This window comes from Candidatus Desulfatibia sp., assembly GCF_036446775.1.
Lineage (GTDB): Bacteria > Desulfobacterota > Desulfobacteria > Desulfobacterales > UBA11574 > Desulfatibia_A.
In genome coordinates this window covers 1-9,317 of record NZ_JAZFTO010000238.1, presented here as the reverse complement: position 1 = coordinate 9,317, position 9,317 = coordinate 1, and the positions used below count along the sequence as shown (strand labels likewise).

Genomic DNA, 9,317 nt, shown 5'->3' with positions numbered 1-9,317 from the left:
TACCGGAAGGTGTCTCCATAACCGTCGATCCCGGGGAATGCAGGCAGCAGGGCCGGGTGAATGTTCATGATGCGTAGATTGCCGGGGACCGTATTGACCCGGTCGATAAAATACGGCGTTAGATTTCTCATAAAGCCGGCCAGCACCAGTAGGTCGAAGGGGTGAGGCTCCATAGCTTCAAGCAGTTCAGCTTCAGCCACAGCTCGGGTCATTATGAAGTTTCTGACTTTTTCGGGATCGGAATCCGCCGCGAAAAGAGATTGCTTAGCCAGGACGTCGTCAAGATCGAAATCCTCAGGCAGCATGGCCTTATCCTGTCCCGCTTTGAAACGTTTTATGATCGACCCGTAATCCACCACAAACGTTGGTATTTCCCTGCTGCGGACTTTTTCAAGACCGCCTGAAGCCGGATTATCCGAACCCACAAAGACTATTTCACCGCTGATCATTCCTTGCTCGCAGGCGTCCATAATGGCCTGAAGGTTGCTGCCGCCTCCCGATATCAGCGCTCCAATACGAATTTTCTTGCCCATTGTATACCCTTTCGATACATTAATATATTCTTGTACTTTAACACGATATCAAATACATAATGTTTTGGGAATTCTAAATTCGACAGATAAGATGAAAAATGAATAAAATTGATAAAAATGAAGCACATATGATCCTTAAAAAAATAATGTGGGATTATGATATCGATCCGGGCGAAATTTATAACTTTATATCCGGTGAGAGAGACAACCTTTACCATTTTACTAAAGAAATGATATTTATAAGGATTCTCGAGCGATTGCCATGGTATGAAATCCTTGCTCTCTTTCCGTTTCATATCTTAAAAAAGATTGTCTCCAAAAATACGATTGAAAATCTGAGAAGCAAATCTTTGAGGGAAAAATATGAATACGCCAGACGAATATTACACAAAGAAGCTCTACCCCCTTCAAGATGGTATCCTAAAGATAATAAGCGACACGAATACCCCCTTTTATCTAACCGGTGGTACAGTTCTTAGCCGTTGTTATTTCCATCATCGTTACTCTGAAGACTTGGATTTTTTTGTAAATTCAGATATTGCCGAAGATCTCTTTTGGGGCAAAGAAAACAGCCTTTATCCCTAAAGGATTCTAGTCGCAAGGATAGAACTGGTTCCAATACCTTATAGGAATATATCTTTACTGTTTTCACAAACAGTTCCAAGGTTGACAATGCTAATGCATGTTACTATATTGCAGTTTCATTTTAATTTATAGAGAAAGGATTAATATTATGGCAGAAGGTGTTTTGGAAATTGAAGACAGCAATTTTGAGGCCGAAGTGTTGCAGTCTGAGAAACCGGTCTTGGTCGATTTCTGGGCCCCGTGGTGTGGCCCCTGCCGGGCCATCGCCCCCGTTGTTGAAGAGCTTGCCGGTACCTTTGGCGATAAAATCAAATTTACCAAATGCAATGTTGATGACAATCCTGTTGCACCTGGAAAATTCGGGATTAAATCCATTCCCACCCTCATCTTATTTAACGGCGGAGATATTGTCGACAAGGTTATCGGCATCGTTGCCAAATCAAAATTAGAGGAAATGTTAAACAAAGTATAGAGGCCTTTTGGCAATGAAAAAAGTTGACTACGATCTTGTAATTATCGGCGGTGGCCCTGCCGGGCTCACCGCTGGTCTTTATGCCGCCCGTGCCCGTTTAAATGTGATTCTGCTTGAAAAAGTCGTGCCCGGCGGGCAGGTTGTTGCAACCGACTGGATCGAAAATTATCCCGGCTTCCCCGAAGGAATTTCAGGCCCTGATCTGGTACAGAAGATGACCGCACAGGTCCAAAAGTTTGATCTGAATATAGAAACAAACGCGGCCATTTCCATGGATTTATCCGCAGCGATCAAAAAGATCACTCTCAGCGACAGGGTGATCACAACCCATGCGATCATCATCGCTTCCGGGGCATTTCCTAAAAAACTGGGTGTGCCGGGTGAAGATACTTTTTACGGTAAGGGTGTATCTGCCTGTGCAACCTGTGACGGACCTTTTTTCAAGGATCGTGTTGTTGCTGCAGTCGGAGGAGGAGATACGGCTGTACAGGAAAGTCTTTTTTTGACAAAATTTGCCAAAAAGGTCTACCTGATTCACCGCAGAGATCAGCTCAGGGCCGAAGCGATTCTTCAGGAACGGGCACTGGCCAACGAAAAAATCGAATTTTTATGGGACTCTGTATTAACCGGCATTCAGGGTTTAACCGATGTTGAAAAAATTTCGGTTCAAAATTTAAAGACCGGTGATACCAAAGAAATTGCCGTAGACGGATGTTTTATTTGGGTAGGCATCCTTCCCAATTCGGAATTTTTGCCTGAGGATGTCGAACTGGATCAATACGGTTTTATTAAAGTCGACGCGAACATGCAGACTTCGGTGGCGGGGGTATATGCCGCCGGTGATGTGAGGAGCACTCCCTTGCGTCAGATTGCAACTGCTGTCGGCGATGCCGCTATCGCTGTATTTTCGGCAGAACACTACCTCCAGAATGTAAAAGTATGAAACGTTTTATACTCTTGGGTCTGATTGCAATGTTTGCATTTTCGGGCTGTGCATGGTTCCAAACCGAGGAAGAAAAAACCGCACAGGAACTCATAAATGACGGTATGGATCAGTACAATGACAAAGGTTACAGAGACGCCATCGCATCTTTTGAAAAGCTGAAAGACTGGTACCCATTCAGCCAATACGCTATCCTTGCGGAACTAAAAATCGGCGATGCTCATTATCATTTGCAAGAGTACGAAGATGCCATCGCTGCTTATGAAGATTTTGAAAGCCTGCATCCCCGTAACGAAGCGATACCTTATGTGATCTACCAGATCGGACTCAGTTATTTCGAACGTATCGATACCGTCGACCGAGATCAAAGCACAGCCCAAAAAGCTTTAGAGACTTTTGAACGTCTAAGAAAACAGTTCCCCAAAGATCCATATGCGATCAAGGCTGAACAAAATATCAAAAAAAGTCAAAAAAGCCTGGCCGGGCATGATTTATATGTGGGCCTTTTTTATTACAAGAGCAAGCACTACAAAGCCGCCCTGCAGCGTTTTAAAAACGTACTTACAAAATACCCGGATGTAGGTGTGCACCAAAAGGCGCTTCAGTATATTATTCAGGTAGAGGATAAGATCAAAGAAACAGCGGTAAAATAATTCTTTACACTCCAAATGAATTATTATAGATAATCAGGTTCTGTCTTTAGGTATGATTTAGGTTATTGTTTTACGACGCCATCAACAATTAATGGAGAAACAAATCATGTCCAGGATGTGTGGTATATGCGGCAAAAAACCGATGTTCGGTCATAACGTAAGTCATGCCCATAATTTAACCAAACGCCGTTTTAATCCAAACCTTCAGCGAGTGCGGGCGATTCATAACGGAAGGGTCAAGCGGATGAGGGTGTGCACCAGTTGCATAAAATCCGGCCAAGTCGTCAAAGCACCGTAATTCTAACTTAAGTATCTATAGCAGGCTAACGGTCAATCCGCTTTACTTCCTGAATGTTCCTTACCTTCCTGATGGCCGATACAACTTTGTTTAAATGATCGGTATTTTCAATCGCTATCGTAAAAAAACTGTCGACAATTTTGCTTTCCCGGGTTTCCGTATTTGCACTTACGATATTGGCTCCGTTTTTGCTGATAGTGGCTGCAATATCCGCCAGCATCCCCACCCTGTCGTAGGAACGAACGCGTATTTTTACCGGATATGTATCGACAAGATCCAGATTCCACTGCACATCGATCTGCCTTTCGGGACTCATTTTCAAAGCATTTACACAACGGGTGCGGTGAACGGTAACACCATAACCTCTGGTGATATAACCGGTTATCGGATCTCCGGGAACCGGCTGGCAGCACTTGCCGAACTTTACCAGGATGTCGTCAACCCCCTTTACGACTATGCCCGTTTTTGGTTTTTTCTTGCGCACCCGGCCGATAATTTTTTCTAAAATCGATTCATGTTTTTCATCCTGCTCAGGCTTGGGGGTGACTTTGCGTATTATCTGCAGAGGGGTAATTTTACCGTAACCGACGCTTGCTATCAGATCATCAATGGTTTTAAAGCCGAAATATTCGACAACCTTTCCCATATCTTCTGATTTTAAAAGCGTATTAAAATTGAGCTTATATTTACGGAAGGCCTTTTCACACATTTCACGCCCTAAGGTGAGACTGCGTTCTTTTTCCTGGGTTTTTATCCATTGTCTGATCCTGGAACGCGCTTTTACCGTTTTGACAAAATTAAGCCAGTCTTTGCTGGGATGTCCCTTTTTATTTGTTATTATTTCAACGGTATCGCCGGTTTTTAATTCATATTGCAAGGGGACAATTCGCCCGCTCACCTTAGCGCCGGCACACTGATTGCCTACTTCCGTATGGATTAAATAGGCAAAATCAACCGGCGTAGCCCCCCGGGGAACCGATTTTATTTCACCGCGAGGCGTAAAAACGTAAACTTCATCCGGAAAGAGATCGATGCGAACATTTTCTAAAAACTCATCAGGATCCCCGATATTTTCCTGGTTTTCGACCAAGCTTTGAATCCAGGCGAATGTCTTTCTAATATGCTCATCAGAGCTTTTATCTTCTTTATAACTCCAGTGAGCAGCAATGCCGGATTTGGCGACATTATCCATTTCGCGGGTCCGAATCTGAATTTCAATGCGTTCACCATAAGGACCGATTACCGTTGTGTGGAGGGATTGATACATGTTGGGCTTGGGGACTCCAATATAATCCTTGAATTTTTTAGGGACCGGTTTCCAAAGAGAATGGACGATCCCCAGCGCCTCATAGCACTTGGGAATTGTATCGAGAATTATCCTGAAGGCAATAATATCGTATACTTCTTCAAATGCCAGGCCCTGTTTGATCATCTTCTGATAAATACTGTAATAATACTTGAATCTGCCCAGAACTTCGCATTTCAGATTGGCGTCATCCAATTTCTTTTTGATGAAACTTTTAACGGTTTCAATATATTTTTCGCGCTCTTCTCGGTTGGTATTGACGAATTCTTTGGTTTTTGCATATTCCTCGGATTGGAGATACATAAAAGAAGTATCTTCAAGTTCCTTTTTTATCCAGAAAATACCAAGACGTGCAGCAATAGGCGCATAGATGTCAAGGGTTTCCTGGGCGATTTCCAATCTTTTGTGTTCTGAATGAAAATTTAACGTCATCATATTGTGGAGCCGGTCAGCCAGCTTAATCAGGATGACGCGTATATCATCCGCCATGGCAAGGATCATCTTCCTGATATTTTCAGCCTGGCGGGCCTGGGAACTGCCAAAGGAGAGGGCACTCAGTTTGGTTACTCCGTTGACGATATGCGTAATTTCCTCTCCGAATATTTCCATTATTTCTTGAGCTGTCGCATGGGTGTCTTCGATCACGTCGTGGAGTAGCCCGGCGGCAACACTGACGGCATCAAGTTTCATATCTGCAAGGATGCCGGCTACTTCCAGGGGGTGAGACAGATATGGTTCGCCGGACAATCGAACCTGGCCTTCATGTACTCTGGCCGAATAAATATAAGCACGGTCAATAATATCCAGATTCGCTTCCGGGTTATAATCGGTAACCTTGTCAAGTATGTCGTTAATACGAATCATAATTAGATGTCTATCTTAGCTAAAACCTTAACATTTATTTCAAGTTTTCCTATGGCACTTCTGCCCGAAGTTGATGTAGATACTGGATGCTTGATACTGGATAACAAAAGAATGGTTATTTTATCTCTCCAGCATCCAGCATCGAGTATCAAGCATCGATTTGTCTAATGTACTTTGATTTTTGCTCCATCAACTCTATGCATTGAGGCGAAGCTTCACTAAAAAGTCAATATGCCTTGGCAAAGACTGCCCGGGTGTCGCCAGGCCTGCGGCAGCAGATGCATTCTCCTTTGGGGGTCTCGTCATCAAAAGGGATGCACCGGATAGTAACACTAAGATCTTCTTTTATTTTTGATTCACACTCCTCCGCCCCGCACCAACCGGATAACGCAAAACCACCATGAATTTCATGTTTCTCCATATCTTGCGGCGTAAAGAAATCATAAAAATCATCCCGGTCTTCAATCATTACGGTATGTGTTTTTCTGAACGACACGGCACGCTCAAAAAGATTCTGCTGAATTTCGTCCAAAATATTGGTTATTGTTCCAACAAAATAATCTCTTTTTAATGACTCTTTTTCTTGATGTCCTTTATCTCTTCTGGCGACAAATACGGAATTATCGGCAATATCTCTGGGACCGATTTCAACGCGCAGCGGTATACCTTTTTTAATCCACTCCCATCCCCTTGCGCCGCCGATATCCCGGTCGTCAATCTCCACTTCAAGCCCGCGGTTATGATAAACTTTTTCTTTCAGCTCATTGGCCAGGCTTTCGGTAAACGCCATTACCTCCATTTTGTCTCCGGCCTTCCTGACAATGGGCATTAGAACCACATGCGAAGATGCAATTTTCGGCGGCAGTATGACACCATCATCATCAGCGTGCGTCATGATAAGGCCGCCGATAAGGCGGGTGGATGAGCCCCATGAGGTTGTCCAGGCATACTCCTCTGTTTCGCGGGCCGATTGGAATCTGATATCAGAGGCCTTGGCAAAATTCTGACCCAAAAAGTGTGAGGTGCCGGTCTGAAGCCCTTTCCGGTCCTGCATCATGGCTTCAATGCACAAGGTATCGACCGCTCCGGGAAATCTTTCTGCGGCTGTCTTTCTGCCCTTGATGACCGGCATGGCCAGATACTCTTCTGCCAGGCGGGCATAAACGTCGAGCATCATCTGCGTACGTTCTACGGCTTCTTGGGCCGAGGCATGGGCTGTATGCCCCTCTTGCCACAAAAATTCAGTGGTCCTCAAAAAGAGGCGGGTTCGCATCTCCCATCTAACCACATTGGCCCATTGGTTGATCAGTATCGGGAGATCACGATAGCTGCTTACCCACTTGGAAAAAGAGTCTCCGATAATCGTTTCTGAGGTAGGGCGAACAATCAAGGGCTCGGCCAGCGCCCCGGCCGGCACAAGGCGGCCGTCGGCCCCTTTTTCGAGCCTGTGGTGGGAAACAACCGCACATTCTTTGGCAAAACCTTCGACATGCTCAGCCTCTTTCTCAAAAAAAGAGAGCGGAATAAAAAGAGGGAAATATGCATTTTTGACCCCGGTCTCTTTGAACATGCCGTTGAGTACGTGCATTATGTTTTCCCATATAGCATAGCCCCATGGCTTTATCACCATACAGCCTCTAACCGGCGACCTTTCCGCCATATCCGAGGCTTTCACCACCTGCTGATACCATTCCGGATAATCTTGGGCCCTTGTCGGAGTAATCGCAGTTTTTGTCGGTTTTGACATATTTTTCCTTTTCTGTATCATTTCAGCCTTATGAATTAGAAACTACATAGTGCTCAAATATATTTATGGCTGGGCACTAACTGAGTTTTACACGGTTAAAATCGGATTGCCGTTGAAACGGCCAATCATTCATAACGCTGAACTAGTATGCGTTCACAGGTTTAGTGTTCAACGTTCAGCCGGCGACGAGCCCTTCGGCTGTGAGCTCAGGGTCGAACGGCTCAGCCGAGTCGGGTTACCTTTCATAGGCGTTCAAAGGTTCAGAGTTCCCCGTTCAGGGTTACTTTGAACCTCCGAACCCTGAACCCTGAACCCTGAACCCTGAACCCCTGAACCTTTGAACCCGTGAACGGTTACCACCGAGAGTCCGTATCTTTTTCGTATTTTTCTACTTCTTTTAGTAATACCTCGACGAGTTTCTCCTGGGGAAACTTTTTGATCACTTTTCCTTTCTTGAAAAGTATCCCGGTACCGTCACCGCCGGCTATACCGATATCGGCTTCTTTGGCTTCTCCCGGACCGTTTACCACGCAGCCCATAATGGCAAGCTTGAGCGGCAACGGATTTAGTAATAGATTCTTTTCAACCTGCTCAACGATATCAAACAGATCGATATTACAACGGCCGCAAGTGGGGCATGAAATTATTTCGGGTCCATGTTGCCTAATACCAAGCGCCTTGAGAATTTCGTACCCGACCCGCACCTCTTCAACCGGATCGCGGGTCAAAGAGACGCGAATGGTGTCACCGATACCCTCTGCAAGGAGCATCCCGATACCGAGGGCGGATTTAACGATTCCGGGGTAAAGGGTTCCGGCTTCGGTCACCCCTATATGTAGCGGAAGGTTGGTTTTTGATGAAAACAGCCGGAGAGCATCTATGGTGCGATGAACATCAGATGCCTTGATTGAAACCTTAATGTTGTGAAAATCGAATGACTTTAAGAGTTCGATATGTCGCAAGGCACTTTCAACCATTGCTTTTGCACATGTGCCGTTGTATTTTTTCAGGATATCCTTTTCAAGGGAGCCTGAATTAACACCGATGCGAATCGGTATATTAAACTCCCTGGCGATGTCAACAACAGCTTTTACTTTTTGTTTGCCTCCTATATTCCCGGGGTTGATTCTAAGACCGTCGGCACCCGCCCGGGCAGCAGATATGGCCAGGCGATAGTCAAAATGTATATCGGCGATCAAAGGGATTGAAATCTGATCCTTTATTGAAGAAATTGCCTGCGCAGCTTCCTGGTCAGGAACCGCCACTCTGACAATTTCGCATCCTGCTTTTTCCAGGCGCTTTGTTTGTGATACCGTAGCCACAACGTCCTGAGTCCGTGTGTTGGTCATGGACTGGACGGCAATCGGAGCCATACCGCCGATTTTAACATTCCCGACTTTGATTTGAAGTGTTTTTTTTCGTTTTATAAAATAAGACATATTGTTTTTATTTTGCCCCGAAAAGCCTGGTCCTTCCCCGCGTGGCGGGATCTTCGATGGGCCAAGCCTGTCCCGCATTGCGGGGGTCAGAGTCTGATGGCTTTGCCTGAAGACTGATACAAGGATTAATGGAGTATTGGAGTACTGGAGTATTGAAAATTCGCTTGGTTGTCATTTAATCGCTATTCGATTGTAATTGCGATAATGAAGTTACTTAATTATCTTAGAATGCCTAATGATGTTCTCTCGTTACCCATTACTCCACCACTCCAATACTCCATGAAAATCTATGAACGGCAAAGACCCCAAGCCCCCAATGGGGGCCAACCAAAGCCTGGTCCTCTGGGCCAGGATGCTTTACTAAATATTAGGGCTATGCCAACCGGAACCTATATAAATAACAAACAGCCACTCTTTGTTCAAGAGAAACCTCAACTATGCACAATTGAGGTGAAATTGAATACGGCGCAAGCAGCG

10 protein-coding genes are annotated in these 9,317 nt (G+C 45.1%); 6 read left to right on the top strand and 4 right to left on the bottom strand.

The window, feature by feature from the left end:
• A partial coding sequence (purN, locus tag V3S16_RS11200) for a phosphoribosylglycinamide formyltransferase (protein WP_413884943.1) occupies window positions 1-533 on the bottom strand: 533 nt, incomplete at its 3' end.
• A gap of 98 nt (window positions 534-631) precedes the next feature.
• Here purN and V3S16_RS11195 point away from each other — a divergent pair.
• The 6 genes from V3S16_RS11195 (at window position 632) to rpmB (ending at window position 3,484) form a co-directional block, all read left to right on the top strand.
• The gene (locus tag V3S16_RS11195) at window positions 632-1,012 is read left to right on the top strand and encodes a hypothetical protein (protein ID WP_413884947.1); all 381 of its coding nucleotides are present in this window, start codon (window positions 632-634) and stop codon (window positions 1,010-1,012) included.
• Entirely contained in the window at window positions 951-1,118 is a 168-nt protein-coding gene (locus V3S16_RS11190) for a nucleotidyl transferase AbiEii/AbiGii toxin family protein (protein ID WP_413884945.1), read from the top strand. Before V3S16_RS11195 ends, V3S16_RS11190 begins: the two co-directional genes overlap by 62 nt.
• 148 nt (window positions 1,119-1,266) lie before the next feature.
• Entirely contained in the window at window positions 1,267-1,590 is a 324-nt protein-coding gene (gene trxA, locus V3S16_RS11185; RefSeq protein ID WP_413884941.1) for a thioredoxin, read from the top strand.
• 13 nt (window positions 1,591-1,603) lie between these two features.
• Complete coding sequence (gene trxB, locus V3S16_RS11180; protein ID WP_413884939.1) at window positions 1,604-2,533, top strand: thioredoxin-disulfide reductase; 930 nt, start codon at window positions 1,604-1,606, stop codon at window positions 2,531-2,533.
• Window positions 2,530-3,186, top strand: coding sequence for an outer membrane protein assembly factor BamD (locus V3S16_RS11175; protein WP_413884937.1), 657 nt, complete (start codon window positions 2,530-2,532; stop codon window positions 3,184-3,186). Before trxB ends, V3S16_RS11175 begins: the two co-directional genes overlap by 4 nt.
• A gap of 106 nt (window positions 3,187-3,292) precedes the next feature.
• Window positions 3,293-3,484: a 50S ribosomal protein L28 gene (gene rpmB / locus V3S16_RS11170; RefSeq protein WP_413884935.1), complete on the top strand. Its 192-nt coding sequence runs from the start codon at window positions 3,293-3,295 to the stop codon at window positions 3,482-3,484.
• Between the two features lie 25 nt (window positions 3,485-3,509).
• On the opposite strand, the gene V3S16_RS11165 is transcribed toward rpmB, so the two are convergent.
• The 3 genes from V3S16_RS11165 to ispG form a co-directional block, all read right to left on the bottom strand.
• Window positions 3,510-5,654 carry a RelA/SpoT family protein gene (locus tag V3S16_RS11165; RefSeq protein WP_413884933.1) on the bottom strand — a complete coding sequence of 715 codons (2,145 nt, stop codon included), beginning with the start codon at window positions 5,652-5,654 and terminating at the stop codon, window positions 3,510-3,512.
• A 226-nt stretch (window positions 5,655-5,880) separates the two neighbouring features.
• Entirely contained in the window at window positions 5,881-7,401 is a 1,521-nt protein-coding gene (gene proS, locus V3S16_RS11160) for a proline--tRNA ligase (RefSeq protein ID WP_413884931.1), read from the bottom strand.
• Between the two features lie 353 nt (window positions 7,402-7,754).
• Entirely contained in the window at window positions 7,755-8,840 is a 1,086-nt protein-coding gene (ispG, locus tag V3S16_RS11155; protein WP_413884929.1) for a flavodoxin-dependent (E)-4-hydroxy-3-methylbut-2-enyl-diphosphate synthase, read from the bottom strand.
• Window positions 8,841-9,317: the final 477 nt, after the last annotated feature.